The sequence below is a fragment of the Streptomyces sp. NPDC028298 genome (genome assembly GCF_055565895.1).
The window spans coordinates 559145-584610 of sequence record NZ_JBVHTL010000004.1; the positions used below are offsets into that span (position 1 = coordinate 559145).

General features: G+C 71.7%; 22 protein-coding genes. 11 read left to right on the forward strand and 11 right to left on the reverse strand.

Annotation, left to right across the window (positions count from 1 at the left end; genetic code table 11):
* Window positions 1-111: 111 nt before the first annotated feature.
* From ACZ4TO_RS21480 to ACZ4TO_RS21490, 3 genes are all read right to left on the reverse strand, one after another.
* On the reverse strand, window positions 112-363 hold the full coding sequence (locus tag ACZ4TO_RS21480; protein ID WP_382787994.1) for a hypothetical protein: 252 nt from the start codon (window positions 361-363) through the stop codon (window positions 112-114).
* A complete protein-coding gene (locus ACZ4TO_RS21485; protein WP_382788066.1) occupies window positions 360-854 on the reverse strand; it encodes a sigma factor-like helix-turn-helix DNA-binding protein in 495 nt (164 codons plus the stop codon). The genes ACZ4TO_RS21480 and ACZ4TO_RS21485 overlap by 4 nt, the downstream gene beginning before the upstream one ends.
* 365 nt (window positions 855-1219) lie before the next feature.
* Entirely contained in the window at window positions 1220-1726 is a 507-nt protein-coding gene (locus tag ACZ4TO_RS21490; protein WP_382788064.1) for a MarR family winged helix-turn-helix transcriptional regulator, read from the reverse strand.
* A gap of 165 nt (window positions 1727-1891) precedes the next feature.
* Between ACZ4TO_RS21490 and ilvA the strand changes: the two genes are divergently transcribed.
* The 3 genes from ilvA to ACZ4TO_RS21505 all read left to right on the forward strand — a co-directional run bounded on the left by ilvA (window position 1892) and on the right by ACZ4TO_RS21505 (window position 5210).
* Window positions 1892-3121 carry a threonine ammonia-lyase gene (gene ilvA, locus ACZ4TO_RS21495; protein ID WP_382787992.1) on the forward strand — a complete coding sequence of 410 codons (1230 nt, stop codon included), beginning with the start codon at window positions 1892-1894 and terminating at the stop codon, window positions 3119-3121.
* Window positions 3122-3321: 200 nt separating this feature from the next.
* A complete protein-coding gene (locus ACZ4TO_RS21500) occupies window positions 3322-4356 on the forward strand; it encodes an ATP-binding cassette domain-containing protein (protein WP_382787990.1) in 1035 nt (344 codons plus the stop codon).
* Complete coding sequence (locus ACZ4TO_RS21505; protein WP_382787988.1) at window positions 4353-5210, forward strand: ABC transporter permease; 858 nt, start codon at window positions 4353-4355, stop codon at window positions 5208-5210. The genes ACZ4TO_RS21500 and ACZ4TO_RS21505 overlap by 4 nt, the downstream gene beginning before the upstream one ends.
* A 100-nt stretch (window positions 5211-5310) precedes the next feature.
* On the opposite strand, the gene greA is transcribed toward ACZ4TO_RS21505, so the two are convergent.
* A complete protein-coding gene (gene greA / locus ACZ4TO_RS21510) occupies window positions 5311-5808 on the reverse strand; it encodes a transcription elongation factor GreA (RefSeq protein WP_382787986.1) in 498 nt (165 codons plus the stop codon).
* A gap of 221 nt (window positions 5809-6029) precedes the next feature.
* A complete protein-coding gene (locus ACZ4TO_RS21515) occupies window positions 6030-6431 on the reverse strand; it encodes a DUF4307 domain-containing protein (RefSeq protein ID WP_385045549.1) in 402 nt (133 codons plus the stop codon).
* A gap of 168 nt (window positions 6432-6599) precedes the next feature.
* Between ACZ4TO_RS21515 and mca the strand changes: the two genes are divergently transcribed.
* Both mca and ACZ4TO_RS21525 read left to right on the forward strand, forming a co-directional pair.
* Entirely contained in the window at window positions 6600-7460 is an 861-nt protein-coding gene (gene mca, locus ACZ4TO_RS21520; RefSeq protein WP_382788062.1) for a mycothiol conjugate amidase Mca, read from the forward strand.
* Complete coding sequence (locus ACZ4TO_RS21525) at window positions 7453-7701, forward strand: hypothetical protein (RefSeq protein WP_382787982.1); 249 nt, start codon at window positions 7453-7455, stop codon at window positions 7699-7701. Before mca ends, ACZ4TO_RS21525 begins: the two co-directional genes overlap by 8 nt.
* 558 nt (window positions 7702-8259) lie before the next feature.
* Here the strand turns inward: ACZ4TO_RS21525 and ACZ4TO_RS21530 are convergent.
* Entirely contained in the window at window positions 8260-11454 is a 3195-nt protein-coding gene (locus ACZ4TO_RS21530) for a tetratricopeptide repeat protein (protein WP_385045545.1), read from the reverse strand.
* Between the two features lie 77 nt (window positions 11455-11531).
* The gene (locus ACZ4TO_RS21535) at window positions 11532-11993 is read right to left on the reverse strand and encodes a hypothetical protein (protein WP_468024982.1); all 462 of its coding nucleotides are present in this window, start codon (window positions 11991-11993) and stop codon (window positions 11532-11534) included.
* Window positions 11994-12085: 92 nt separating this feature from the next.
* On the opposite strand from ACZ4TO_RS21535, the gene ACZ4TO_RS21540 reads away from it, so the two are divergent.
* From ACZ4TO_RS21540 to ACZ4TO_RS21565, 6 genes are all read left to right on the forward strand, one after another.
* A complete protein-coding gene (locus ACZ4TO_RS21540; RefSeq protein ID WP_382787976.1) occupies window positions 12086-12670 on the forward strand; it encodes an ArsR/SmtB family transcription factor in 585 nt (194 codons plus the stop codon).
* A complete protein-coding gene (locus tag ACZ4TO_RS21545) occupies window positions 12651-14687 on the forward strand; it encodes a thioredoxin domain-containing protein (RefSeq protein ID WP_385045538.1) in 2037 nt (678 codons plus the stop codon). Before ACZ4TO_RS21540 ends, ACZ4TO_RS21545 begins: the two co-directional genes overlap by 20 nt.
* A 180-nt stretch (window positions 14688-14867) precedes the next feature.
* Entirely contained in the window at window positions 14868-16130 is a 1263-nt protein-coding gene (locus ACZ4TO_RS21550) for a glycosyltransferase (protein WP_382787972.1), read from the forward strand.
* Window positions 16127-17812 carry an ArnT family glycosyltransferase gene (locus ACZ4TO_RS21555; protein WP_382787970.1) on the forward strand — a complete coding sequence of 562 codons (1686 nt, stop codon included), beginning with the start codon at window positions 16127-16129 and terminating at the stop codon, window positions 17810-17812. The genes ACZ4TO_RS21550 and ACZ4TO_RS21555 overlap by 4 nt, the downstream gene beginning before the upstream one ends.
* Complete coding sequence (locus ACZ4TO_RS21560; protein ID WP_468024983.1) at window positions 17809-19011, forward strand: glycosyltransferase; 1203 nt, start codon at window positions 17809-17811, stop codon at window positions 19009-19011. The genes ACZ4TO_RS21555 and ACZ4TO_RS21560 overlap by 4 nt, the downstream gene beginning before the upstream one ends.
* Window positions 19012-19154: 143 nt before the next feature.
* The gene (locus tag ACZ4TO_RS21565) at window positions 19155-21419 is read left to right on the forward strand and encodes a galactose oxidase-like domain-containing protein (RefSeq protein ID WP_468025061.1); all 2265 of its coding nucleotides are present in this window, start codon (window positions 19155-19157) and stop codon (window positions 21417-21419) included.
* 92 nt (window positions 21420-21511) lie between these two features.
* Here ACZ4TO_RS21565 and ACZ4TO_RS21570 read toward each other — a convergent pair whose 3' ends face one another.
* The 4 genes from ACZ4TO_RS21570 to trhA all read right to left on the reverse strand — a co-directional run bounded on the left by ACZ4TO_RS21570 (window position 21512) and on the right by trhA (window position 25372).
* Window positions 21512-22237: a Mut7-C RNAse domain-containing protein gene (locus tag ACZ4TO_RS21570; RefSeq protein WP_382787965.1), complete on the reverse strand. Its 726-nt coding sequence runs from the start codon at window positions 22235-22237 to the stop codon at window positions 21512-21514.
* 4 nt (window positions 22238-22241) lie between these two features.
* Entirely contained in the window at window positions 22242-22913 is a 672-nt protein-coding gene (locus tag ACZ4TO_RS21575) for a TetR/AcrR family transcriptional regulator (RefSeq protein WP_468024984.1), read from the reverse strand.
* Window positions 22910-24475, reverse strand: a complete 1566-nt coding sequence (locus ACZ4TO_RS21580) for an MFS transporter (protein ID WP_468024985.1) — start codon at window positions 24473-24475, stop codon at window positions 22910-22912. The genes ACZ4TO_RS21575 and ACZ4TO_RS21580 overlap by 4 nt, the downstream gene beginning before the upstream one ends.
* A 183-nt stretch (window positions 24476-24658) precedes the next feature.
* Complete coding sequence (trhA, locus tag ACZ4TO_RS21585) at window positions 24659-25372, reverse strand: PAQR family membrane homeostasis protein TrhA (protein ID WP_382787959.1); 714 nt, start codon at window positions 25370-25372, stop codon at window positions 24659-24661.
* Window positions 25373-25466 lie beyond the last annotated feature (94 nt).

Here is a 25466-nt window from a genome sequence, read left to right on the forward strand (position 1 = left end):
ACCACCGGCCCGCGGGCAGTGGCGCACGGTCACCGGCCGTCAGCCACGGTCCGCGAACACCGGCCTTCGGCACGGCCCGAGATCACCGGCCCGTCCCCGGGAAGCGTTCGGTCACCAGCCCGTCAGCGGGGGAGTCGTGTCCGACGGCGGTTCCACCCACGGACGGGCCGTCGCCGCCCAGACGGCGAAGACGACGGCCGCGGCGAGCAGCGCCAGCCACAGCAGCCGCCGCACCGCCCGCGCACGGCGCTGCACGCGCCGTCCGCGGCGTACGACCTCGCCGTACAGGTCGGCCGGCACCACGGGCGCGGGTGTCAGCTCCAGCATCCGCCGCACGGCCGCCTCGCGCTCCGACAGGTTCATGACGGCGCCACCTCCAGGGCCGGTGCCGGGTCGCGGGGCGGGTGCAGCAGCGTCGCCATGGCGCGGGCGCAGATCGCCCGTACGCGTTCCGGGGGGAGCCCGAGCAGGGCCGCCGCCTGCTCCTCGGCGACCCCCTCGTACAGCCTGAGCACGAGGATCAGCCGTTCCTGGGGCGTGAGGGAGGCCAGGACGTGGTCCGGGGACGTACGCCGGCGCCCGAAGCTCCCGTACTGGTGCCAGGCGGTGCGCTGGAAGCGTGCGGCCAGTTGCCTGCGGGCGCTGTCGTAGGGATCCTCGCCGTGGAGCCGGTCCCATGAGGCGTACGTGTGGGCGAGGGCCTGCGTCAGCAGTCGCCGCGCGCGCGGGTTGGCGTCCCGGGGCTCCGCGGTGAGCAGGGTGGCGGTGTGCAGCAGCCGCCCCGCCGCGCCCGCCACGAAGGCCTCGAACTCCCTGGCCCGGCGAACGCCTTGGGAGGCACGCCGTTCTCGCACCATGCCTCCCGCCTGAGGGTGACCCTGAGAAGGCCCGCGGCCGCGTGCGACCCGTCGCACCCCGTACGACGAGGACCCGGTCTCATATGAGGCCAGGGGGCGCCTTCCGGTCAAGAGTTCGGAGCACATGCACGCGCGCGTGCCGCGCGACGAACGCCCGGGGACACCGGGGCCCCGGCCTGCGCCCCGCCCCGGGCGCGGCTCACCACCCGCCCCGGGCACGGCCCATCAGCCAGTCCTGAGCGCGACCGGCGGCCGAAACCAGGGCTCGGCGCGCCGGTCTGCCCCAGGTGCGGTCACCGGCAAGCTCCGGGCGCGGCCGACGGCCGGAAAGGGCCCGGCCGACCGGCCGGCACCGGCTCCGTTCAGGAAGCCGGCTCGGTCTCCGTGGTCGGCAGGCCCTGGGCCGCCTGGCGGGCCGAGAGCGCGCCGTTGAAGCGGGTGAGGAGCGCGCAGAAGACCTCACGCTCCTCCGGTGCCCAATCGTGTGTCAGCTCGGCCATCAACTGACGCCGGGACGTGCGTACTTCGTCGAGCCGGGACTGGCCGCGCGGGGAGAGCTGGAGCACCACGGCGCGCCCGTCCTCGGGGTGCGAGGTGCGCTTGACGAGCCCGGTGTCGACCAGCGGGGCGACCTGCCGGGTGACCGTCGAGGAGTCGATCCCCATGCTCGCCGCGAGCGCCTTGACGCCCATCGGGCCTTCCTTGTCGAGGCGGTTGAGCAGGAGGTAGGCGGCACGGTCCATGGAGTTGCGCACCTGCCCCACCCCGCCGAGCCGGGTCTGTTCCGCACGGCGCGCGAAGACCGCGACCTCGTGCTGAAGGGCTTCGAGAAGACCGGTGTCACCGACGGTCGTCATGTCCATCGACATCTCTGGTGTAGTGGGCATGGCCGGGGGCTCAATTCATGCGTGGGGAGCTGGGTTGGGGGACAGGTTACGCGGCCGGGGCGCGGGCCGTACCGGCGCTGCGCAAACCGAGTCTCGGAGCGTGGTCACCACGGGAGTGCGCCAGCGTGAACTGCGAGACTGACGGTCATGAGCTACAGCAGTGCTGACTCCTTTCCCAGTGTGACTCTCGACGACGTGCGCGGCGCGCAGAAGATGCTGTCGGGGGTGGCGCGGGTGACCGCGATGGAGGGCAGCAGGTATCTGTCCCAGCTCGTCGGCGCGCCGGTGCAGTTCAAGTGCGAGAACCTCCAGCGGACGGGATCGTTCAAGCTGCGCGGCGCGTACGTGCGGATCGCGGGCCTGCTCCCGGAGGAGCGCGCGGCGGGCGTCGTCGCCGCGAGCGCGGGCAACCACGCGCAGGGCGTGGCGCTCGCCTCCTCGCTGCTCGGTGTGCGGTCCACCGTGTTCATGCCGAACGGCGCCCCGCTGCCCAAGGTCGCGGCCACCCGCGACTACGGCGCCGAGGTGAGGCTGCACGGGCAGGTGGTCGACGAGACCCTGGCCGCCGCGCAGGAGTACGCGCGGCGGACGGGCGCGGTGTTCATCCACCCCTTCGACCACCCCGACGTCATCGCGGGGCAGGGCACGGTCGGCCTGGAGATCCTGGAGCAGTGCCCGGAGGTGCGCACGATCGTCCTCGGGATCGGCGGCGGCGGGCTCGCGGCGGGCGTGGCCCTCGCCGTGAAGTCGCTGCGCCCGGACGTCCGGATCATCGGCGTGCAGGCGGAGGGCGCGGCGGCGTATCCGCCCTCGCTCGCGGCGGGGCGGCCGGTGTCGGTGGAGAACCCGGCGACGATGGCCGACGGCATCAAGGTCGGCCGTCCCGGCGACGTGCCGTTCCGCCTGGTCGAGGAGCTGGTCGACGAGGTCCGCACGGTCTCCGAGAACGATCTGTCCAGCGCGCTGCTGCTGTGCCTGGAGCGCGCCAAGCTGGTCGTCGAACCGGCCGGCGCGAGCTCCGTCGCGGCGCTGCTGCGCGACCCCGGCTCCTTCGAGGGCCCGGTCGTGGCGCTGCTGTCGGGCGGGAACGTGGATCCGCTGCTGATGCAGCGCATCCTGCGGCACGGCATGGCGGCGGGCGGCCGCTATCTGGCGGTCACGCTGCGGCTCACCGACCGGCCCGGCGCCCTGGCCACGCTTCTCGGGGTGTTGTCAGTGGCGGACGCTAACGTCCTCGATGTGAGCCACGTACGGACCGATCCGCGGCTCGGGCTCACGGAGGTGGAGGTCGAGCTGCACCTGGAGACGAAGGGGCACGAGCACTGCGCCGAGGTGAACGCGGCGCTGCGCGAGGCGGGGTACACGGTCATCGAGTGAGGGCGCGGCCGCCCGAAGGGGCCCGGCCGTCCCACTCGGGGAAAATCCATTGAGAGACGCGATACATCGCGTTACGGTGGGTCCGGATCGGCGCCGACGGGGCCGGGCCGATGACTTTCTCGTCGTGCACCAGTCCCCAGTACGCGCACATTCGCAAACACGCGCACATCCGAAAATCCCCAACGACGTGGAGAACACTCATGCCAGGCGCCATCTACGCCGAAGGCCTGGTGAAGACCTTCGGTGACGTAAGGGCTCTGGACGGCGTCGACCTCGATGTCCCGGAAGGCACCGTGCTCGGCCTGCTCGGGCCGAACGGCGCGGGCAAGACGACCGCGGTCCGCTGTCTGACGACCCTGCTGCGCCCCGACAGCGGCAAGGCCGTCGTCGCGGGCGTCGACGTGCTCAAGGACCCCGACGCGGTACGACGCAGGGTCGGCCTCTCCGGACAGTTCGCGGCGGTCGACGAATACCTGACCGGCCGCGAGAACCTCCAGATGGTCGGACAGCTCTACCAGATGCGGGCGAAGGCCGCGAAGGTCCGCGCGGACGAGCTCCTGGAGCAGTTCAACCTCGCCGACGCCGCCGACCGCACCGCGAAGACGTACTCGGGCGGCATGCGACGCCGTCTCGACCTCGCGGCGGCCCTGGTCGTGTCGCCCCCGGTGATGTTCATGGACGAGCCCACGACCGGCCTCGACCCGCGCAACCGCCAGCAGCTCTGGGACGTCATCAAGCAGCTCGTCTCCGGCGGTACGACGCTGCTGCTCACCACCCAGTACCTCGAAGAGGCCGACCACCTCGCGCACGACATCTGCGTCGTCGACCACGGCCGCGTCATCGCCCGCGGCACCGCCGACGAGCTCAAGGCGCAGACCGGCGGCGAGCGCGTCGAGGTCGTCGTGCACGACCGCGAGCACATCGCGACCGCCTCCGAGGTGCTGCGCGCCTTCGGCAAGGGCGAGACGACGGTCGAGGAGCACACTCGCAAGCTCACCGTGCCCGTCACCGGCGGCGCGAAGCTCCTCGCCGAGGTGATCCGCGAGCTGGACGGCCGCGGCATCGAGATCGACGACGTCGGCCTGCGCCGCCCCACCCTGGACGACGTCTTCCTCTCGCTCACCGGCCATGTGGCCGAGGAGAAGCCCGAGGAGGGCGACGGCCCGGCGGACGACCGGGGCGGCAAGGGCAAGGACGCCCGCACCGACGAGAGCGTGAAAGAGGCCGTGAAGTGAGTGCCCTCAGCGACGCCGTGCGGGTCACGGCACCCTCGAACCCGGTCTTCCAGTCCGTCCGGGACTCCCTGGTCATCGCCAAGCGGAACCTGATCAGAATGTCCAGGATCCCGGAGATGGTCATCTTCGGACTGATCCAGCCGATCATGTTCGTGGTCCTGTTCACGTACGTCTTCGGCGGGTCCATGAAGATCGGTGGCAGCACCAGCGCCACCGACTACACGAACTTCCTGATGGCCGGCATCTTCGCCCAGACGGTCACCTTCGCGACCGCGGGCGCCGGCGCGGGCATCGCCGACGACATGCACAAGGGCCTGATCGACCGCTTCCGGTCGCTGCCCATGGCGCGGGGCGCGGTGCTGACCGGCCGCACCCTGGCCGACCTCGTGCAGACCGCGCTGACCCTGCTGGTCCTCGCGGTGGTCGCGGTCATGGTCGGCTGGCGGGTCGGCTCGAACGGCAGCACCGACGCGTTCCGCGTCATCGGGGCCTTCGGTCTGCTGCTCCTGCTCGGGTACGCGTTCACCTGGATCGGCGCGCTCATCGGCCTGTCCGTGCGGACACCCGAGGCGGCCACGTCCGGCGGGCTGATCTGGCTCTTCCCGGTCACGTTCATCTCGAACGCGTTCGTGGACACCAGCAACATGACCCCCTGGCTGCGGCACGTCGCCGACTGGAACCCGTTCAGCGCCACCGTGCAGGCATGCCGGGTGCTGTTCGCCAACCCGGGCGTGTCGACGTCCGACGCCTGGCCCATGCAGCACCCTGTCTGGGCCTCGGTGATCTACTCGGTCCTGATCGTGGTGATCTTCCGGACGCTCGCCGTCCGCAAGTACCGCTCGGCGACGGCGTGACGCCGGTGTCCTGACGGCGTGCCGTCCAGGCTCCGATCGACGCGGACATGACGATGCCCCCGGCGTGCTGCCGGGGGCATCGTCGTCGCCGGTTCGGGGCTCAGCCCCGGTGCGGTTCGGCCTTGAGGATCTTCACCGAGGCGAGCTTGCCGTTCGGCAGCTCGTACTGGGCGTCCTCGCCGACCTTCTTGCCGTTCACTCCGGAGCCCAGGGGCGACTGCGGAGAGTACGTCTCCATGTCCGAGCTCGCGTATTCGCGGGAGCCGAGAAGGAAGTCCAGGGTGTCGTCCTCGTCGCCGTCGAAGGCGATGGTCACGATCATGCCCGGTGCCACCACGCCGTCCGCCGCGGGAGCCTCGCCGACCTTGGCGTTCTCCAGGAGCTGGGTCAGCTGGCGCACACGGAGCTCCTGCTTGCCCTGCTCTTCCTTGGCCGCGTGGTACCCGCCGTTCTCGCGCAGGTCCCCCTCCTCGCGCGCGGCCGCGATCTTGGCGGCGATCTCCGTGCGCGCAGGACCAGACAGGTACTCCAGCTCGGCCCTGAGCTGGTTGTACGCCTCCTGGGTCAGCCAGGTGACGTTCTCACTGGTCTGGGTCACAGGTGCTCCTCGTAGGTACTGGGAATACAAAGCATCGCCCTACCCTGAAGCATGTTCTCTCACGGGTGGGCGAAACCACGAGCCTAACAATTCAGCGGCTCCGAGGGGAGGACATAAGACATCAGAATTGCATCAACGCTGGTCAGCCGCAGGTCGGCGCCGGTCACCCCGAGTGATTCCGGCCCGCGCCGCTGCCGTCGGGACCCGATCGGCGGTGCCGCTCAGCCCGCGTGGCAGCCGAGGAGTTCCGCCGTGGTGCCCCGGCCCGTCGTACGCAGGGTGACCACCTTGTCGAGGCGGGAGGAGTCCTGGTCGAAACGGAAGTCCGCGCGGCCCACCTCCAGGCCGTCGGCGTCCTGGGAACGCAGGGTGCAGTAGCCCTTCGTACCGGCGTCCTTGTGCACCTCCAGGTGCACCTCGACCGCGCGGTCCGAGACCGCCTTGAAGGTGATCACCTGCGCGCTGATCTTGGAACCGGCGATGTAGTCGTAGCCGAACCAGCCGACCACGCCGATCAGGGCGACCCCCAGCACGCCGCCGATGATCCTGAGCTTCCGGTCGGCCCGCTCGTCCGCGGAGCGGCCGTACCGGCCCTCGGGCAGCCGCGTGCTCGACGTACTCATGATCGTCCTCTCGGCTGGGGTCACCGGGACGGACCCCGGAATTAATCGCCCCCCGATTCCGTCACTATAGAAGCCGCCCACAGCGCGGAATCACGCCGGGCGCCGACAGCCGACTCAGGCGACAGCCGACTGACCGAGGATTGAGTCTTGACTGACCAGCTGCGACTGATGGCCGTGCACGCCCACCCCGACGACGAGTCGAGCAAGGGTGCGGCCACCATGGCGAAGTACGTGTCCGAGGGGGTGGACGTGCTGGTCGTGACCTGCACGGGCGGGGAGCGCGGCTCCATCCTCAACCCCAAGCTTCAGGGCGACAAGTACATCGAGGAGAACATCCACGAGGTACGCAAGAAGGAGATGGACGAGGCCCGCGAGATCCTCGGCGTCAAGCAGGAGTGGCTCGGCTTCGTCGACTCGGGCCTTCCCGAGGGCGACCCGCTGCCGCCGCTGCCCGAGGGCTGCTTCGCCCTGGAGGACGTGGACAAGGCGGCCGGCGAGCTGGTCAAGCAGATCCGCTCGTTCCGCCCGCAGGTGATCACCACGTACGACGAGAACGGGGGCTACCCGCACCCCGACCACATCATGACCCACAAGATCTCGATGGTGGCCTTCGAAGGCGCCACGGACACCGAGAAGTACCCGGAGTCCGAGTTCGGCCCGGCCTACCGGCCGCAGAAGCTCTACTACAACCAGGGCTTCAACCGCCCGCGCACCGAGGCGCTGCACCACGCGCTCCTGGACCGCGGGATGGAGTCGCCGTACGGGGACTGGCTGAAGCGCTGGAGCGAGTTCGAGCGCGCCGAGCGCACGCTGACCACGCACGTTCCCTGCGCGGACTTCTTCGAGATCCGTGACAAGGCGCTGATCGCGCACGCCACGCAGATCGACCCCGACGGCGGCTGGTTCAAGGTCCCCATGGAGATCCAGCGGGAGGTCTGGCCGACCGAGGAGTACGAGCTCGCGAAGTCCCTCGTGGACACATCCCTCCCCGAGGACGACCTCTTTGCGGGCATCCGCGACAATGCCTGACATGAGCGCAAGCCTGGCACTGACGCACCTCGTCCCCCTCGCCAAGGAGGTCGACGAGAACAAGGTCACCCCCGGCGTCCTCGGCTTCATCGTCTTCGCGGTGATGGCCCTGGCCGTCTGGGGTCTGATGAAGTCCATGAGCAAGCACATGGGCAAGGTCTCCTTCGAGCAGGACCCCGAGAACGAGGCGGTGTCCGCCGACGGCTCCGGATCCGGCGGGACCGCTCCCGCGAAGGGCTGAGCGGACGCCCGCACCCGCGGGCTCCCCGGGCCCGGGCCCGACGGCCGAGACCGCAAGACCACCGCGACCGCCGGACGACGGCGACCGCGACCGGCCGACCCGGGTCACCGGCCCGCCCGCCTGATGGCCGCGACCGGCCGGTCCGCGCGACCGGCCTGACGGCGGGCCGTCGGCCGTGACGGGGCCGCCCCCTCGCCATGACCGGGGCCGCCCCTGCCATGACCGGCACCCGGTGTGATCCCAGCGGGCACACACCGGGCTCCGCCATGCGCCCACAGGGCGCCCAGCTCACCTCGCCGTGGCCGGCAGGCGCCCGGTTCACGTCGCCGTGGTCGGTCGGCGTCTGGCTCACGTCGCCGTGGTCGGTCGGCGTCTGGCTCACCTCGCCGTGGCTGGCAGGCGCCTAGTTCGAGGTGCCGTGATCGGCAGGCGCCCGGCTCACGGTGCCGTGATCGGCCGGCGTGTGGCTGACCTCGCCGTGGCCGGCAGGCGCCTGGTTCACGTCGCCGCAGTCGGCAGGCCGCTGGTTCACGGTGCCGCGGCCGGCAGGCCCCCGGCTCATGTCGGCACCGGCACGCCCATCACGTCGCGGGCGTGGCGGCCCGGCACCATGCCCAGGCGCCAGGCCTGCCATCCGGCGTCCAGGTCCACTCCGCGCTCCAGCAGCAGCCGGTAGGCCTCGATGAAGTCGTCCAGCCGGCCGTCCCGGGTGGCGTGGCCGGCCCGGCCGAGCTGCGACAGCTCCTCCACGGCCACCGCGGCGCCCACCTCGTGGCCGCCGGGCGCGGCGTAGGGGAGCAGCGTGCAGCGCAGGAAGCGGGCCCAGTCCTCCCCGCGCCGGTCGCCGTACGAGGCGAAGAGGCCGACCGCCTCGTCGCACAGGGTCAGCGCCTGCTGGGTCCGGGCGTTGCCCGCGTCGACGACGGCGAGCTCCAGACAGGTCCACGCCTCGCCGTGGGCGACTCCGATGCGCTGGAAGTCCGCGCGGGCGTCGACCAGGAGCTGGCGGGCGAAGCCCGAGTTCCGCAGGGAGCCCGTCTGCGCGGCGCGCTGGTCGCGGGTCACGCGGGCCGAGTGGTGGCGGGCACAGGCCAGCCCGTAGACGTCCCGCATGCGCGAGAACATCGTCCGGGAGCGCTCCAGCTCCCGCACCGCCTGGTCCAGGCTGCCGGTCTCCTCCAGGGACTGGCCCAGGTAGTAGACCGTCCAGGCCTCGCCGCGCGCGTCCTCGTTCTCGCGGTGCCGGGAGGCCGCCTGGCGCAGCCCGTCGACCGCGGCGGACGGGTCGCCCTCGACGAGCCGCGCCCGGGCGAGCTGGGTGAGCGCCCAGGCCTCCCCGCGGGCGTCGCGCGTACGGCCGTACAGGTCGAGCGCCTCGCGCAGTTCACGCTCCGCGCGCGGGACGTCGCCCATCCGCAGGCCGAGCTGTCCGAGCTGGAAGTGGGCCCAGGCCTCGCCGTGCACCGAGCCGCTCTCGCGGTGCAGGACCAGTGCCTCGGTGAGCAGCCCGAGGGCCTGGCCGAGCCGGGACCTGTCGCGCTCGACCGCCGCGAGCGCGTGCATCGTCCAGGCACGGTCGGCGGCCAGCTCGGGCGCGGCCTGGAGGTCCATGGCCTCCTGGAGCTTGGCCGCCGCCTCGACGAGGCCGCCCTGGTGGTGCAGCGTGATGCCGAGCGAGCACAGGGCTCTCGCGGCCCCCGCGTCGTGGTGGGCCTCGAAGTACAGGTCCACCACCGCGGCCAGGGTCGTCCGTGCCTTGTCCAGCTCGCCGAGCTGGCGGGCCGCGATACCGGTGCGCCACTGCACCGAGCGGACCAGGAGCCCCTGGTCGACGGCCTGGGTCAGCTCGCTGATCTCGCCCAGCCGGTACAGGTCGCCGCGCAGCAGGCAGTAGTCGCACAGGGCGCCCAGCAGATGGAGCACCGCCGCCTGGTCCACCCCTTCGGCGTGCCGGAGGGCCGCGGTGATGAAGCTCGACTCGTCGTCCAGCCAGCGCAGCGCGGCGTCCAGGGAGGTGAAGCCGTGCGGTCCGAACTGGTCGGCGCGTGTCGACGTCTTGCCGTCCACCAGCCGGATCACCGAGTCGGCGAGCTCCGCGTAGTTCACGATGAGACGCTCCTGGGCCGCCGTCCGCTCGGAGGCCTCCTCCTCGTCGAGGAGACGCGCCGCGGCGAAGGTCCGTACGAGATCGTGCAGGCGGTAGCGGCTGCCGCGCACATGGTCGATCAGGCCCGCCCGGGACAGCGCGGTCAGATGACGGAGCGCCTCGGGTTCGTCCGTCGCGAGCAGGGACGCGGCCGCCGCGGCGCCCAGCGAGGCCCGGCCGGCCAGGGCCAGCCGGCGCAGCAGGCGGCGCGCCGGTTCCGACTGGTCCGTGTACCGCAGCCACAGCACCCGTTCGACGGGCTCCACCGGGCCGTAGGCCGCGAGGTCGCCGGCGAGGGCGCGCGGGGTGCGGGGGCCGAGCGAGGAGCCCGCGATCCGCAGGGCCAGGGGCAGGCCGCCGCACAACTCCCTTATCCGGTCGGCTGATTCGGCGTCGTACGGACCGGAGGCGTCCTGGGCCGCGGCGGTCAGCAGTTCCTCGGAGCCGGCCGCGTCCAGGGCGTCCACGGGGAGCTGGTGCACCCAGGCGGCGAGGCCGGCGGACAGGTCGAGGGGCTTGCGGGCGGTCACGAGCACCAGGCTGTCGGAGCGCTCGGGGACCAGGGTGCGCACCTGCTCGGCGTCGCTCGCGTCGTCCAGCACGATCGTGACGGGCAGGCCCGTCAGATGCTGGTGGTACAGCTCGCTCAGTCGTTTGACCTGCTGGTCCTGCGAGGAGCGCTCGCGGAAGAGGAGCTGTTCGCGCGGGGCGCCCAGCCGGTTCAGCAGGTGGAGCAGCGCGTCGCGGGTGGTGAGCGGCGGATCGTCCGGGCTGCCGCCCCGCAGGTCGACCACGCAGGCGCCGCGGAACTGGTCCTTGAGGGCGTGCGCGGCCCGGACCGCGAGGGTGCTGCGGCCGGAGCCGGGGGCGCCGTGCAGCACGACGACCGTCGGTCTCGTCTCCGTGCTCGCCCTGGCCGCGTGAACCCACTGCGCGATCCGTGACAGTTCGGCGCGGCGCCCGGTGAACGGGCCTTCCTGTTCGGGGAGCTGACCGAACGACTGCTCCAGCACGTTGCGGCGGCGGGCGGCCGCGCTCTTGTCGGTGCGGCGCAGTTGGGGCGCGCCCTTCTTGGCGCCGGTGGTGGCGCTGAGCACCCGCTGCTGGTCGAGGAAGGGGCGGACGCCCCGTACCTCCAGGGCCGTCAGCCACTGGAGCCGCAGTTGCTCGGGTCCGCCGGGCTGTCCGAGGGCTCCGGCGCGGCGGCTCGCGGCGGGCACGTGCGTGGCCGTCACCTTGAGGACGGTGGCGGTCGCGCCCGCGACGGCCACGGTCGCCCCGGTGCCCACCGCCGTGCCGGCGCCGGTGCCGAGGGCCAGGTCGGCGACGACGGCGGCGACCGCGCCGACCGCGGCCACCAGCAGGGGAGTTCCGGACCCCTCGCGGGCGAACCGCTGCCCGAAGGTCTCCCGTCCGGCCTCGGACTCCTCCAGCGCCCGTTCGTACGCCGTGTACTCCTCGGCGGCCGTCTCCGTCATCGCGTCGAGCGAGGCCCGCGCCCGCGACAGCAGGGCGCTCCCGTCCGCGCGCCCCCCTGAGCGCCGCACCTCCTCCTCGACAGCCCGGACCAGCAGCCGCTCGGCCTCCGCCCGATGGCCGTCCCGCATGTCACGTCCCCCTCCGGCAGCAACTCCCTGGCCTATGAGTGTCCTTCGGCCGCGACGCGAGCGCGAGGGGGCGTCGATCATTCACCGCGATCGTGTGTGCCGGCCGTCGGAATCCGTTCCCCTGGACGCGGACGACCCGGCTGTTCCTCGCGGGGGCCACGGTTTTTGGAGAGGGCGAGGAACACACAAGCGCAGGCGAGCCCCGCCTCCGCCACCGCGCAGGCCAGGGCCTGGAGCAGGGGGGCGCCCGGCTGCGCGGTGGTTATGTCGAACCAGGCGTCGAGCACCGCGACCGCCGCCGTCGCCGAGGCGGTCAGCCGGGCCCGCGGATCGCGGCGCAGCCCCAGCGCGGCGGTGGCCGCGCAGCCCGCGGCCATCAGCACGTCGAGCCCCGCCCAGGCCACCTGCCAGTTCCGCACCTCCGTGCTGGCCGGGAGCGTCCGCACGAGGAGCACCATCCAGGGCACGAGTGCCACGGCGGTGACGCCGAGCAGCACGAGGGCCCAGTCGCTTCGCATCATGGTGCGCTTCATCTCCATGCCTCAACGATAGGATCACAGAGGAAATTCTGCAAAGAAAATTCTGCAGAACAAGTTCTGTGGACGTGACGGGCCGGGGATACCGTGTCCGTATGCCCGACCCCGAGCTGACCAGCCTCGAACGCACCGCCCTGTACAAGTCCCTGGGCAACCCGCTGCGCCGCCGCATCCTCGACTACCTCGGCCGGCACGGCGAGGCGAACTCGACCGTCCTCGCCAGAGAACTCGGCGAGAGCTCGGGCACGACCAGCTACCACCTGCGCAAGCTGGCGGACCAGCGTCTGATCGAGGAGATCGCCGAGAAGTCGGGCGGCCGTGAACGCTGGTGGCGGGCGCTGCCGTTCAGCCACACCACACCCGATCCGTCCACCATGGCCCCCGAGGAGCTCGCGGCCGCCGAGGGCGTGGCACGCCTGAAGATCGAGATGGACACCGGGCTGTACCTCCGGGCGCACCGGGAGTACGCGGGCCCCGAGGGCTGGGCCCAGGTCCAGCGCTCCGGCACCTGGATGACCCAGGGAGAACTCCTGGACTTCGTACGGGAATACAGGGCGCTCCTGGACCGGTACGGCCACGCTCGTGAAGATGCCCCCGACGGGGCGCGCCCGGTGCATCTGCGCTTCTACGCCGTCCCGGACGCCGTGGGAGAGTGGGAGGGTGAACCGACTGGCCCATGAGACGTCCCCGTATCTGCTCCAGCACGCCGACAACCCCGTCGACTGGTGGCCGTGGTCGGCCGAGGCCTTCGACGAGGCCCGCAGAAGCAACCGGCCCGTTCTGCTGAGCGTCGGGTACAGCGCCTGTCACTGGTGCCATGTCATGGCCCACGAGTCCTTCGAGGACGAGGTGACGGCCGCCTACCTGAACGAGCACTTCGTCAGCGTCAAGGTCGACCGCGAGGAGAGGCCCGACGTCGACGCCGTCTACATGGAGGCGGTGCAGGCGGCGACCGGGCAGGGCGGCTGGCCGATGACCGTGTTCCTGACCCCGGACGCCGAGCCGTTCTACTTCGGCACGTACTTCCCGCCCGAGCCCCGTCACGGCATGGCCTCCTTCCGGCAGGTGCTGGAGGGCGTGTCGAGCGCCTGGAGCGAGCGGCGGGACGAGGTCGCCGAGGTCGCCGGGAAGATCACGCGGGACCTCGCCGAGCGGGAGATGTCCTTCGGGGACAGCCGGGTACCGGGCGAGGAGGAGCTGGCCGGGGCGCTGCTCGGACTCACCCGGGACTACGACGCGGCGCGCGGCGGATTCGGCGGCGCGCCCAAGTTCCCGCCGTCCATGGTCATCGAGTTCCTGCTGCGCCACCACGCGCGGACCGGCTCCGAGGGCGCCCTGCAGATGGCCGTGGACACCTGTGAGCGGATGGCGCGCGGCGGCATCTACGACCAGCTCGGCGGCGGCTTCGCCCGTTACTCCGTCGACCGGGACTGGGTGGTTCCGCACTTCGAGAAGATGCTCTACGACAACGCTCTTCTCTGCCGTGTCTACGCGCACCTGTGGCGGTCCACCGGGTCCGAGCTGGCGCGGCGGGTCGCGTTGGAGACCGCGGACTTCATGGTGCGTGAACTGCGCACCGCCGAGGGCGGGTTCGCCTCGGCGCTCGACGCGGACAGCGACGACGGCACCGGCAGGCACGTCGAGGGCGCCTACTACGTGTGGACGCCGGCGCAGCTTCGTGAGGTGCTCGGGGAGGCGGACGCCGGGTTCGCGGCGCGGTACTTCGGGGTCACCGAGGAGGGCACCTTCGAGGAGGGCGCCTCCGTGCTGCAGTTGCCGCAGCAGGAGGAGGTCTTCGACGCGGACGCGCTGGCCTCGGTGCGGGAGCGGCTGCTCGCGGCGCGGGACGGGCGGCCCGCCCCCGGGCGCGACGACAAGGTGGTCGCCGCCTGGAACGGGCTCGCGGTGGCCGCCCTCGCGGAGACCGGCGCCTACTTCGACCGCCCCGACCTGGTGGAGGCCGCGATCGGCGCCGCCGATCTCCTCGTACGGCTGCACATGGACGACCGGGCGCGGCTGGTGCGCACCAGCAAGGACGGCCGGGCCGGCGCCCACGCCGGGGTGCTGGAGGACTACGCGGACGTCGCCGAGGGCTTCCTCGCGCTGGCGTCCGTGACCGGGGAGGGGGTCTGGCTGGAGTTCGCCGGGTTCCTGCTCGACCACGTCCTCGCGCAGTTCACGGACGCGGAGTCGGGTGCGCTGTACGACACGGCGGCCGACGCGGAGCGGCTGATCCGCCGCCCGCAGGACCCCACCGACAACGCCACGCCCTCGGGGTGGAGCGCGGCGGCCGGGGCGCTGCTCTCGTACGGCGCGCAGACCGGCGCGGAGCCCCACCGCACCGCGGCCGAGCGGGCGCTCGGTGTCGTGAAGGCGCTCGGGCCGCGGGCGCCCCGTTTCATCGGGTGGGGGCTCGCGGTGGCCGAGGCGCTGCTCGACGGCCCCCGGGAGGTCGCGGTGGTGGGCGAGGCCGGTGATCCGGCCACGACGGCGTTGCGGCGTGCGGCCCTTCTGGGCACCGCGCCGGGGGCCGTCGTGGCGGTGGGCGTGCCGGAGAGTGACGAACTGCCGCTGCTGTCCGGGCGACCGCTGGTGGACGGGAAGCCGGCCGCGTACGTCTGCCGAAACTTCGTCTGCGACGTCCCGACGACCGATCCCGACCGGCTCGGCGCGGTTCTGAACGGCCGAAACGCGTAACCCCCAACTGGTCCAAACGCCCCCAGAGAGCGGTTTGTTCGGCTATTTGACCTACCGTGACGAAACACGCTCTTCATCAGAGCAACCCGTGTCCTTCACAGATCACCCATAGCGTCTGCCTGGGGTCGCGACAGCCATCACGCGCTGTCGCGACGGGGGTCAGGGGATCTGGGGGGATCTGTGCTCACTTCTGTCTTCATCGCTGCCGTTTCACTGGCGCTCTTCTGGATGGCGGCCTTCACCCTGTGGTGGCAGATGCACGCGTGGCGTACGCCCGAAGTGCTGGCATCCACCCGGTTCGGCCGTCCGGACGGGGGTGAGAGCCTGTCCTTCTCGCTGCTGCTGCCCGCGCGGCACGAGCAGGCGGTGCTCGACCACACCATCCGGCGGCTGCTGGAATCCGGCCACACGGACTTCGAGATCATCGTCATCGTGGGGCACGACGACCCGGAGACCACCGAGGTGGCCCGGAGCGCGGAGGCGCGCGACCCGCGGGTGCGGGTCGTCGTCGACCACCACGAGCGGAAGAACAAGCCGAAGGCCATGAACACGGCCCTGCCGCACTGCCGCGGCGAGGTGGTCGGGGTCTTCGACGCCGAGGACCAGGTGCATCCCGAGCTGCTCGCCCACGTCGACCACGCGTTCCGCACGACGGAGGCGGACGTCGTCCAGGGCGGGGTGCAGCTCATCAACTTCCATTCGAGCTGGTACAGCCTGCGCAACTGCCTGGAGTACTTCTTCTGGTTCCGCTCGCGCCTCCACCTGCACGCGCAGAAGGGGTTCATCCCGCTCGGCGGCAACACCGTCTTCGTACGGACGCGGGTCCTGCGGGAGGCCGGCGGCTGGGACCCGGACTGCCTCGCGGAGGACTGCGACCTGGGCGTCCGGCTGTCCAGCGTCGGCAAGAAGGTCGTCGTCGCCTACGACTCCGGCATGGTGACCAAGGAGGAGACCCCCGGCTCGCTGATGTCGCTGCTCAGACAGCGCACCCGCTGGAACCAGGGCTTCCTGCAGGTCTACCGCAAGCGCGACTGGAAGCAACTGCCCACCTTCGGGCAGCGGTTGCTCGCCCGCTACACGCTCATGACGCCGTACCTCCAGGCGGTCTCCGGGGTGATCATCCCGCTCAACGTGGCGGTCGCGCTCTTCCTCGACGTGCCCGTCGGGATCGCCTTCGTCACCTTCCTTCCGGCCGTGACCGCCCTGGTCACCTTCGTCTTCGAGCTCGTCGGGCTGCACGACTTCGGCAAGCAGTACGGGCTGCGCGTCCGCACCGTGCACTACCTGAAGCTCGTCGCCGGCGGGCCCTTCTACCAGGTCCTGCTCGCGGGGGCCGCCGTGCGCGCCGTCTGGCGTGAGCAACAAGGGCGCAACGACTGGGAGTTGACCAGTCACGCCGGCGCGCATCTCACCGAAGCGATCCGAGAGGACGTTCCCGCGTGACCTCCACCCTTCCCGCGGCGGCCACACCCACGGCCCCCGCGCAGCGGCCGAACGCGCCCGAAAACCTCCCGGCACGGCTCACCGGCCCGTTCCTGCGGGGCTCGCGCCCCGATCTGATCCTGTGCGTGGCCCTGCTCACGGCGATCCTCGTCGTCCAGGGCTGGAACATCGCCGCCTACCCGGCGCTCAGCGACGACGAGGGCACCTACCTCGCCCAGGCCTGGGCCGTCCAGCAGGGCAAGGGCCTGGCCCACTACACGTACTGGTACGACCATCCACCGCTCGGCTGGATCCAGATAGCGCTGCTGACCTGGGTCCCCGCGCACCTCAGCCCGTCCCTGATGACCGTCGGCTCGATGCGCGTCGCGATGCTCGTGGTCAGCGCGGCGAGCGCGGTCCTGCTGTACGTCCTGGCGCGCCGGCTGTCGCTCCCGCGCTGGGCGGCCGGACTCGCCATGGTCCTGTTCGGGCTGTCCCCGCTCTCGGTCGTGCTCCAGCGGGAGATCTTCCTCGACAACATCGCGGTGACCTGGACGCTGCTCGCGTTCTGCCTGGCCGCGTCGCCGAGCCGGCACCTGTGGCACCACTTCGGCGCGGGCCTCGCGGCCGCCGCCGCCGTGCTCACCAAGGAGACGATGCTCGTCGTCCTGCCCGCCCTGTTCGTCACGATGTGGCGGCACAGCCACCGCGACACCAGAAAGTTCGCGCTCACCGGCGCCGTCACGGCCTGCGTGCTGATCGGCACCGCGTATCCGCTCTTCGCCCTCCTCAAGGGTGAGTTGCTGCCCGGCGGCGGACACGTCTCGCTCTGGGAGGGCATCACCTACCAGATGAGCCGCCCCGGTTCCGGATTCCTCCTGGAACGCGGCACCGGCTCGTACGGTGTCCTCCACTCCTGGCTCTACTACGACCGGGTGCTGCCGCTCGGTGGCCTCGCCGGCGCGCTGCTGCTCCTGGTCACCTTCCGCTGGTCGGTGACGGCCCGCGCGCTGGCCGGTCCCGCGCTCGCCGTGGCGATCCTCGCCCTGGTGGCGCTGCGCCCCAACGGCTACCTGCCCGCGATGTACGTCGTCCAGGCCCTGCCCTTCCTCGCCCTCGTCCTCGCCGGGGGCGCCGCGAGCGTCGCCCACGCCGTGCTGCGCAGACGGCGGACGGCCCAGGAGAGCGCCCCGGTCACCTGGGGGCGCCGGGGGCTGGCGGCGGTGCTCCTGGTGGCCGCGGGTTCCTATGTCGTGCCCCGCTGGTACGACGGCGACCGCACCGCGGTGACGGCCGACGCCAACGCCCCCTACCGGGCGGCCTCGTCCTGGCTGAGGACCGAGGTGAGGAACCCCGAGGACACCCGGGTCCTGGTCGACGACGGACTCTGGCTCGACCTCGTGCACGACGGCTACCGGCCGGGCCTCGGCGCCATCTGGTTCTACAAGGCCGACCTCGACCCCGCCGTCACCAAGACGATGCCGCGCGGCTGGAAGGACCTCGACTACGTGGTCGCCTCCCCGACGGTACGGCGTGACGCGGCCGACCTGCCGAACGTGCGGGCCGCGATGGAGCACTCCAGGCCCGTCGCCACCTTCGGCACGGGCGAGGACCGCATCGAGATCCGGCGGATCGACGCCACCGGAGACGCGGTCGACGACAACGACACCACCACCACGGTCCGTTCCGGAGGCGGTCGATGAGCAGCTTCGAGAGCACTGTCCCCGGCGAGCTGGGCGAACCGGCGGTACGCGCCGTCGGGATCCCGGAGCCCGGGGCCGTCACCATCGTCGTGCCGACCTTCAACGAGTCGGCGAACATACGGCAGTTGCTGCGCCAGATCACCGAATCGGTGCCGGCGCGGCTGCCCTGCGAGGTCGTGTTCGTGGACGACTCCACGGACGACACTCCCGAGGTGATCGCCGAGGCCGCGCGGGACTGCCCGTTCCCGGTGAGCGTGCTGCACCGCGAGGAGCCCGTGGGCGGGCTCGGCGGCGCGGTGGTCGAGGGGCTGAAGGCGGCGAGTTCCCAGTGGATCGTCGTGATGGACGGTGACTGCCAGCATCCGCCGTCCCTCGTACCGGAGTTGATCGCCTCGGGGGAACGCACGCACGCCGGCCTCGTGGTCGCCAGCCGGTACATCAAGGGCGGCAGCAGGGAAGGGCTCGCGGGCGGATACCGGATCGCGGTGTCACGCGGCGCGACCTGGCTGACCAAGGCGCTCTTCCCGCGCCGGCTGCGCGGCATCAGCGACCCCATGAGCGGGTTCTTCGCGATCCGGCGCAGCGCGGTCACCGCCGAGGTCCTGCGGCCGCTCGGCTACAAGATCCTGCTGGAGCTGGCCGTGCGCAGCCGCCCCCGGCGGGTCACCGAGGTGCCCTTCGTCTTCCAGGACCGCTTCGCGGGCGAGTCCAAGTCCTCGGCGGCGGAGGGCCTGCGGTTCCTGCGCCATCTCGTCGGACTGCGCACCGCCTCGCCGGTGGCCCGCATGACGGTCTTCGGGCTGATCGGCGCCACCGGCTTCGTGCCGAACCTCCTCGGCCTCTACGCGCTCACCGCCGCCGGACTGCACTACGTACCGGCGGAGATCCTCGCCAACCAGCTCGGCGTGGCCTGGAACTTCCTGCTCATCGAGCATCTGCTGTTCCGGGAACGCCGACGGCACCGCAGGGGCTGGGACCGGGCGGCCCGGTTCGCGCTGCTCGCCAACGCCGATCTGGTGCTGCGCATCCCGCTGATCGCGCTCTTCGTCCGCCACCTCGGGATGGGCGCGCTGTCCGCCACGGCCCTGGCCCTGGTGACGACCTTCGTCCTGCGCTTCGCCGGGACCGAGGCGCTGGTGTACCTGCCGCGCCGCGCCGGCGCCGGGCGGGGGAGCCGCGCCGAGAGGGGGACGGCGTGAGATTTCGGACGAGACCACGACGGAGGACCGCCCTGCTGGCCGTGACGGGTCTGGCCGCCGGACTGCTGCTGGTGTCCCCGCAGCCCGCGTCCGCGGCCAACCTCGTCACCAACCCGGGCTTCGAGACCGGCGGCACCGACGGCATGCCGTCCTGCTGGGAGAAGTCCGGCTGGGGGGACAACGACTTCACCTTCGCGACCGTGTCCGACGCCCACTCGGGCACCAAGGCCATGAAGGTCACGCTGACCCGGCGGGTGGACGGCGACCGCAAGGCGCTGATCACCGAGTCCACCGCGTGCGCGCCGGTCGTCACGGCGGGCCGGCAGTACGACCTCGGGCTCTTCTACAAGACGACGACCCCCGACGCGGCGATCACGCTGTTCCGGCACGACACCACGGCGGGCTGGCAGTACTGGACCGACCTCAAGACCCTGGACATGGCGGCGGCCTGGACGCAGGCGACGGTGCGCACGCCGGCCGTCCCGGCGGGCACCGACCGGATCACCTGGGGCGTCTCCGTGTACGGCACGGGTTCGGCGACCACCGACGACTACACGATGGAACAGGTCTCCGAACCGATCCCGCCGGCCACCTGCACCGGCACGGCCGACGAGTGCGCGAACGGGAGGTGGACGGTCCTGCCGACGCAGAACCCGGTCCGCTCCATGCACTCCGTCGTCCTCAACAACGGCAAGGTGCTGCTGATCGCCGGTTCCGGGAACAGCGAGGAGAACTTCGACGCGGGCACGTTCACCTCGGCGGTCTACGACCCGGCGACCGGCTCGTACAAGGTGATCCCCACACCCAAGGACATGTTCTGCTCCGGGCACGTCCAGCTCGCGGACGGCCGGGTGCTGGTGCTCAGCGGCAACAAGGCCTTCCCGGTCGCGGGCGGCCACGGGTACGAGGGGTACAGGGAGTCGTACGTCTTCGACCCGGTCACCGAGACGTACAGCAGGACGAACGACCTCAACGACGGCCACTGGTACCCGTCGGCCACCGAGCTGGGCAACGGCGACATCATCTCGTTCGGCGGGCTGCGCGAGGACTCGTCCGGTTCGGTGACCGCCGAACGCTGGTCGAACGCGCAGCAGCAGTGGCTGCCGCTGTGGCAGGTCAACCAGACCTGGTCGTTCTGGGGTCTGTACCCGTCGATGATCCTGATGCAGGACGGGCGGCTCTTCTACTCGGGCAGCCATGTCTTCGGCAACGGCACCCCGGGCACGGGTTCCGCGATCTACGACTACGACGCCAACACCACCACCGCGATCCCCGGTCTGCAGAACAAGGACGAACGCGACCAGTCCGCGAGCGTGCTGCTGCCCCCGGCCCAGGACCAGAAGGTCCTGACCCTCGGCGGCGGCAACATCGACTCCAACCCCGCCGCCAACCGGCTCACCGACATCATCGACCTCAAGGCGGCGAACCCGGCGTACACGATGGGCCCGAAGATCCCGCAGGGCACGGTCGACGTCGGCAACGGCAAGGTCGCCCAGACCGGCGAGCAGGGCAAGATGTACGTGTCCGCCGTGCTGCTGCCCGACGGCAAGGTCCTGGAGACGGGCGGAGCGCTGCACAACCGCGCCGATCCCGTGTACGAGGCGTCGATCTTCGACCCGGCGACCTCGGCGTTCGACCCGGTGGCCGCCGACCCGGAGGCCCGCGGCTACCACTCCTCGGCGTTCCTGCTGCCCGACGGCCGCGTGATGGCCACCGGCGACAACCCGGGCAACGGCACCTGGAACCACGACGTGTCGATCTACACCCCGCCGTACCTCCTCAAGGGCAGCCGCCCGACGATCACTTCGGTGATCGACAAGGAATGGGTGTACGGGGACACGCAGCGCATCACCGTCGACCGGCCGGTCGTGAAGGCCGAGTTGATCAGGCCCGCCGCGGTCACCCACTCCTCCGACCCCAACCAGCGGTTCGTGGACCTGCCGCTGAGCGTGGACGGGAACAACGTCGACCTCAACGTGACGAGCAACCCGAACCTGGCGCCGCCCGGCTGGTACATGCTCTTCGCGGTGGACGCCAACGGCGTTCCCTCGGTGGCGCAGTGGGTGCATCTCCAGGGCCCCTCAGCGCTCGCCGCGGACACCGCCTCGGCGCACGTCCACTCCTTCGCCGACTCCCTGACGGGGGCCGTCACCGGGGCGGACCGGAAGCGGACCTCGCAGAAGGTGTCCACGACGATCTCCGGCTGCGACCGGCACTACGGGTCGATCAACGTCTGTGTGCCGACGGTCTTCCCGGAGGGGGTGAGGAAGACGACGGCCTCCCGCTGTGCCTGGCTGAAGAAGAACGACTACGGACGGCTCAGGATCAACGGCAAGGACGATCCCCTGGGCCTCGACCCCAGCAGGGACGGACTGGCCTGCGGCGCGAAGGATCTGATCAGGCGCTAGGGCGTGTCCGCAGGGCGCGTCCGCCCCAGGGCCGGCGCCGGGGCCGTGCGTCCCGGCGCCGGACGGGTCCCGCGGACGTCCGCGGGACCGCGTCAGGTCCCGAACTCCGCGAGGGCGCGCTCCACGACGGTCTCCAGCCGGTCGTGGTGCGCGCCCTTCCAGTAGGCGCGCCCGCACTCGGCGCACTGGGCGAAGACGTCGTACGACCGCTCGGTGCCGCTCTCGAGCTGGTCGGCGACCTGCTCCTTGGTGGCCCGGGCGAGCAGGCCGTTGCACGCGGTGCAGCGCGTCCAGGGCCGAAGCTCGGGCGCGAACCGGCCCAGCACGTCACGGAGCTGGTCGTCGGGGCGGGTGCTGTAGACGAAGCCGCCCGCCCACAGTTCGCGGCGCCGCAGCAGACCGCGGTCGCGGCTGAGCAGGACGCGCCGCTCGGCCGCCGAACGGGCGGCGAGCGCCGGGTCGCCGATGTCGGTGGACTCGTAGGCCGTGTCGACGCCGAGCAGCCGCATCCGGCGGGCGAGGGTGCCGAGATGGACGTCCAGGAGGAAGCGCAGCGGCGCGCCGGGGACCTGCTGGGGGCGTTCGACGGCGCCGACCCGTACGGACTCGCCCGCGGCCGGGATGTGGGAGAAGGGCACCTCGCGCCCGTCCACGACCAGGGCGCCGACCTCCGTCAGCGGGACGCCCAGCGACTCGACGACATGGCCGAGGGTGGAGGAGCCGTCGGTGCCGACCGGGGTGACCCCGGAGCGGCGGGCGTGCGGGACGAACAGCCCCAGTTCGGGAGCGAATTCGATGTGGATCTCCGGTCCGTTCACACGGTCAGGATGTCACGCGGGAGGTGTCCGCGGCCTCCGGGTTTCGCGGGGGAAGGCCGTGCTCCAAGACGTCCACGGCGCGCTCGACGAGTTCGGCGAAGTCGTCCCGGTGGCCGTTGTCGGCCCAGTAGAGGGAGGTCTCCATGAGCCCGCCGATCAGGGACATCGCGAAGACCCGGACCTCCAGGCTGTCCGGGTTGCGGCCGGTGCGCTCGCCGATGGCCCGGCTCAGCAGCCGCCCGGTGACCGAAGCGCTCTCCATCATCCGCGACCGCACCGCGGGGACCTCGACCATCAGCCGGGTCCGCAGCCGGCTGACCTGGGGGTCCTCGGATTCCCCCAGGCCGATGGCCTTGCCGAGCACATGCCGCAGGGAGTCGAACCACGGCTCGTCCGCGGGACGTTCGCGCAGCTCCTGTTCGAGGAGCGGGTCGTACTCGTCCGTGAGGACGATGTCCTCCTTGGTGGGGAAGTAGCGGAACACCGTGGAGGGGGAGACCTCGGCCGCCTCCGCGATCTGCTCGATCGTGGTGGCGTCGTACCCCTGCCGCTCGATCAGCCGGTACGTGGCCTCGCGGATCGCGATGCGGGTCTTGATCTTCTTCCGCTCGCGGAGCCCGGGCTGGGGCTCCGCGGCGGGAGTGGAACTCTGTGCGGTGGCGGCCATGGGTCTCATTGTCCGGCATCGGCCGTGGCCGGTGCCATGTCGGTGCCCTCCTCGGACGCGGGGGCGGACCGGGGCGGGTTCGGCAGCAGGGCCGCAGCCAGCAGCGCGGTGACCAGCGCCGCGATCCCGCTGACCAGCAGGACCAGGTCCATGCCGTGGATGTAGGCGGCGTTCGCGGAGGCTTCGAGAGCCCGGTCCCCGAGCCGGCCGGCGACGACATGGGCGCCGACCACCGAGTCGTCGGCCGCCTGCGCGGCGGCGCGCGGCAGCGCGGAGGTGTCGAGGCGGTCGGCGTAGGTGCTCGCGAGCAGGGAGCCGAGCAGGGCGATGCCGATCGCGCCGCCCACTTGGCGGACCGTCATCAGCAGTCCGGAGCCGCTGCCGGCCCGGTCGCGGGGGAGCGCGCCCAGCGCGGTGGACATCGCGGGCACCACGGCGAAGCCGAAGCCGAGTCCGGCGACGGTCAGCCACAGGGCGGTGGCCCCGTACCCGTCGTCGACGGTCGTACGGCTGCCGAGGAACGCGGCGAAGGCGAGGACGACGAGACCCGCGCTGATCACCGCGCGGGGCCCGAAGCGGGTCACCAGCGGCTGTGCGCCCCGGGAGGCGATCAGCAGGCCGCCCATCATCGGCAGCAGACGGACGCCGGTGCCGAGGGCGTCGTGGCCGAGGACCGCCTGGAGGTACTGCGGCAGCACGAACATCAGGCCGGACAGGACGAACATGACGAGCGTCGCGGCGAGGGTGTTGAGCAGGAAGCCGCGCTGCGCGAGCAGGGCCAGATCCAGCATCGGGCGGGGGCTGCGGCGTTCGCGGACGACGAGCAGGGCGATCAGGACGACGGCGGCGGCGAGGCAGCCGAGGACGAGCGGGTCGCCCCAGCCGCGGGACGGGGCTTCGATGATCCCGTAGACGAGGACGCTCAGACCCACCGCGGTGAGCGCGGTGGACAGGGCGTCCACCCGGGGCGAGGCGGGGTCGCGGGTCTCGGGGAGCAGAAAGACGCAGGCGGTGACGCCGATGGCGGCCATCGGGACGTTGACCAGGAAGACGGATCCCCACCAGAAGTGGTTCAGCAGCCAGCCGCCGATGATCGGGCCGAGCGGCAGTCCCAGCGCCGAGGCCGCGGAGACCGCTCCGACCGCCTTCGTGCGCTCGTCGGGTCCGAACAGCGAGGGCAGCACGGCGAGCGCGAGCGGCATCACGAGCGCGCCGCCGACGCCCATCAGGGCCCGGGCGGCGATCACCCAGGTGACGTCGTCGACGAGGGCGCCGGCCAGGGAGCCGCCCAGGAACACCACGAGGCCGGTGATGAGCATCCGGCGCCGCCCGAAGCGGTCGCCGAGCAGACCGGCGGGGAGCATCAGCGAGGCGAAGACGACGACGTAGGCGTCCGCCATCCACTGCTGCTCACCGGTGGACGCGCCCAGGTCCCGGGCCATCGTCGGCAGTGCCACGTTGAGGATCGTCATGTCGAAGCCGAGCACGAGCATGCTCGCGACCAGGGCCCCGAGGGCCCACCAGCGTCGGGGGTCGCGCCGAACGGCGCCGTCCTGCGTGAGAGTCACCATGAAATGAGAGTAACTCTCAAAAGCCAGGTGATGTCAATCGAGTACGGCTTTCAGTGGGTGGCGGGTGGCGCGTGTTTGTCGCGGCGCGGGCGGGGAGGCCGGACGGTGGCCGGAAAACGCGCAGTGGCCGCGGCTGGGGAGCCGCGGCCACTGGAAGGGCGGGAGTGTGGGTGGGGGTGGGGGTCAGCCGTGCTGGTAGGCCACCAGGGAGATGCCGACGTAGTGCACGATGAACGCCGCGAGGGTCAGGGAGTGGAAGACCTCGTGGAATCCGAACCAACGCGGTGACGGGTTGGGCTTCTTGATCCCGTAGATCACTCCGCCCGCGCTGTAGAGCAGTCCGCCGACGATCACCAGGACGAGGACGGCGATGCCGCCCGTGCGCATGAAGTCGGGCAGGAAGAAGACGGCCGCCCAGCCCATCGCGATGTAGCAGGGCGTGTAGAGCCAGCGCGGGGCGCCGACCCAGAACACCCGGAAGGCGATGCCCGCCGCCGCGGCGGCCCAGATGCTCCACAGGAGCCACTGCCCCTTGGCCTCCGGCAGCAGGAGCATGGTCAGCGGGGTGTAGGTGCCCGCGATGATCAGGAAGATGTTCGCGTGGTCGAGTCTGCGCAGGACACCGTCCATCCGCGGGCTCCAGTCGCCGCGGTGGTACAGGGCGCTCACGCCGAACAGGAGGCAGGCGGTCAGGGCGAAGATCCCGCAGGCGATGCGGCCCCGGGTCGAGTCCGCCAGTGCGGTGAGGACCAGTCCGGAGACGAGGGCGGCCGGAAACATGCCGAGGTGCAGCCAGCCGCGAAGCTTGGGCTTGATCTCTTCCGACAGGGAGTGCGCGACAGACGTCTGGCCGGCGGCCGGCGAGTCCGTGGGCGCGTCGGGGGCGGACGCAGTCATGCGCCGAATCGTACCTACGGAACCGTAAGTTACGCGTCAGTCCCGCATAAGCGGGCCCCGATAGTGGCCATGATCTCACGCCATTGGCGGGCGC

Coding starts and splice junctions, on each gene's coding strand:
- ACZ4TO_RS21565 (WP_468025061.1), top strand. CDS start 19,155: ATGCCGTCCTGCTGGGAGAAGTCCGGCTGGGGGGACAACGACTTCACC.
- ACZ4TO_RS21525 (WP_382787982.1), top strand. CDS start 7,453: ATGCCTGACATGAGCGCAAGCCTGGCACTGACGCACCTCGTCCCCCTC.
- ACZ4TO_RS21500 (WP_382787990.1), top strand. CDS start 3,322: ATGCCAGGCGCCATCTACGCCGAAGGCCTGGTGAAGACCTTCGGTGAC.
- ACZ4TO_RS21515 (WP_385045549.1), bottom strand. CDS start 6,431: ATGAGTACGTCGAGCACGCGGCTGCCCGAGGGCCGGTACGGCCGCTCC.
- ACZ4TO_RS21540 (WP_382787976.1), top strand. CDS start 12,086: ATGCCCGACCCCGAGCTGACCAGCCTCGAACGCACCGCCCTGTACAAG.
- trhA (WP_382787959.1), bottom strand. CDS start 25,372: ATGACTGCGTCCGCCCCCGACGCGCCCACGGACTCGCCGGCCGCCGGC.
- ACZ4TO_RS21480 (WP_382787994.1), bottom strand. CDS start 363: ATGAACCTGTCGGAGCGCGAGGCGGCCGTGCGGCGGATGCTGGAGCTG.
- ilvA (WP_382787992.1), top strand. CDS start 1,892: ATGAGCTACAGCAGTGCTGACTCCTTTCCCAGTGTGACTCTCGACGAC.
- mca (WP_382788062.1), top strand. CDS start 6,600: ATGGCCGTGCACGCCCACCCCGACGACGAGTCGAGCAAGGGTGCGGCC.
- ACZ4TO_RS21575 (WP_468024984.1), bottom strand. CDS start 22,913: ATGAGACCCATGGCCGCCACCGCACAGAGTTCCACTCCCGCCGCGGAG.
- ACZ4TO_RS21535 (WP_468024982.1), bottom strand. CDS start 11,993: ATGGAGATGAAGCGCACCATGATGCGAAGCGACTGGGCCCTCGTGCTG.
- ACZ4TO_RS21560 (WP_468024983.1), top strand. CDS start 17,809: ATGAGCAGCTTCGAGAGCACTGTCCCCGGCGAGCTGGGCGAACCGGCG.
- ACZ4TO_RS21490 (WP_382788064.1), bottom strand. CDS start 1,726: ATGTCGATGGACATGACGACCGTCGGTGACACCGGTCTTCTCGAAGCC.
- ACZ4TO_RS21530 (WP_385045545.1), bottom strand. CDS start 11,454: ATGCGGGACGGCCATCGGGCGGAGGCCGAGCGGCTGCTGGTCCGGGCT.
- ACZ4TO_RS21580 (WP_468024985.1), bottom strand. CDS start 24,475: ATGGTGACTCTCACGCAGGACGGCGCCGTTCGGCGCGACCCCCGACGC.